Source organism: Candidatus Pelagibacter communis (assembly GCF_001180105.1).
Taxonomy (GTDB): Bacteria; Pseudomonadota; Alphaproteobacteria; order Pelagibacterales; family Pelagibacteraceae; genus Pelagibacter; species Pelagibacter ubique_K.
On record NZ_CVSO01000054.1, the window covers coordinates 1 to 689 of the forward strand.

Annotated in this window: 2 protein-coding genes; both read right to left on the bottom strand. The window is 34.7% G+C overall.

Features of this window, described 5'->3' with window-relative positions; translation table 11 throughout:
- Positions 1-470, bottom strand: a 470-nt coding sequence (locus AMN84_RS03625) for an amidase family protein (RefSeq protein ID WP_143755542.1), incomplete at its 3' end; no start/stop codon positions are given.
- Between the two features lie 5 nt (positions 471-475).
- Positions 476-689 (bottom strand): TRAP transporter large permease subunit (locus AMN84_RS03630; protein ID WP_143755543.1); only part of this gene is annotated, 214 nt, incomplete at its 5' end.

Genomic DNA, 689 nt, shown 5'->3' on the forward strand with positions numbered 1-689 from the left:
ATAACAGCAGCAGAACCACTTGAGGATCCACCTGGTGTTCTAGAATAATCATGAGGGTTTCTAGTTTCTGGGGGACCAAGATATGCTAATTCAGATGTGTTTGTTTTACCCATTATAAGGGCTCCGGCAGATTTTAATAAGTCTACTATTTCAGCATTTTGAGACTCAGTTTTACCTTTTCTTAAAACAGTTCCACATTCAGTTGGCATATCGTAAGTTCCAATTATATCTTTAAGTGCTACTGGAATACCATGAAGAGGACCAACTGACTTTCCAGATCGTCTATGTTCATCCGCCTCTTCAGCTTTTTCTAAAAGAAGTTTTTTGTCAAAATGTGCCCATGCCTTTACATCTTTTTCGAATTTATTTATTTGCTCAATATAAGATTTGCACAAATCAACTGAGTTTAAATCTGAATTTCTAATTTTTTCCGCAATTTCGGAAACTGATAATGAAAAGATATTGGACATTAAATTTACTCTGCAAATAACACATCAGGTAGCCATAAAGCTATACCAGGAAATATGTACATCAAAACCATCGCAAGAATTACTATTGCTAAGAAAGGCATTATACCTGTGAATATTTGCATTAGCTCTACATTTCTACTCTGAACACCTTTTAAGTAGTAAGCAGACATTGCCATGGGTGGTGTTAAAAAAGAAGTTTGTAAATTCAAAGCAATTAAC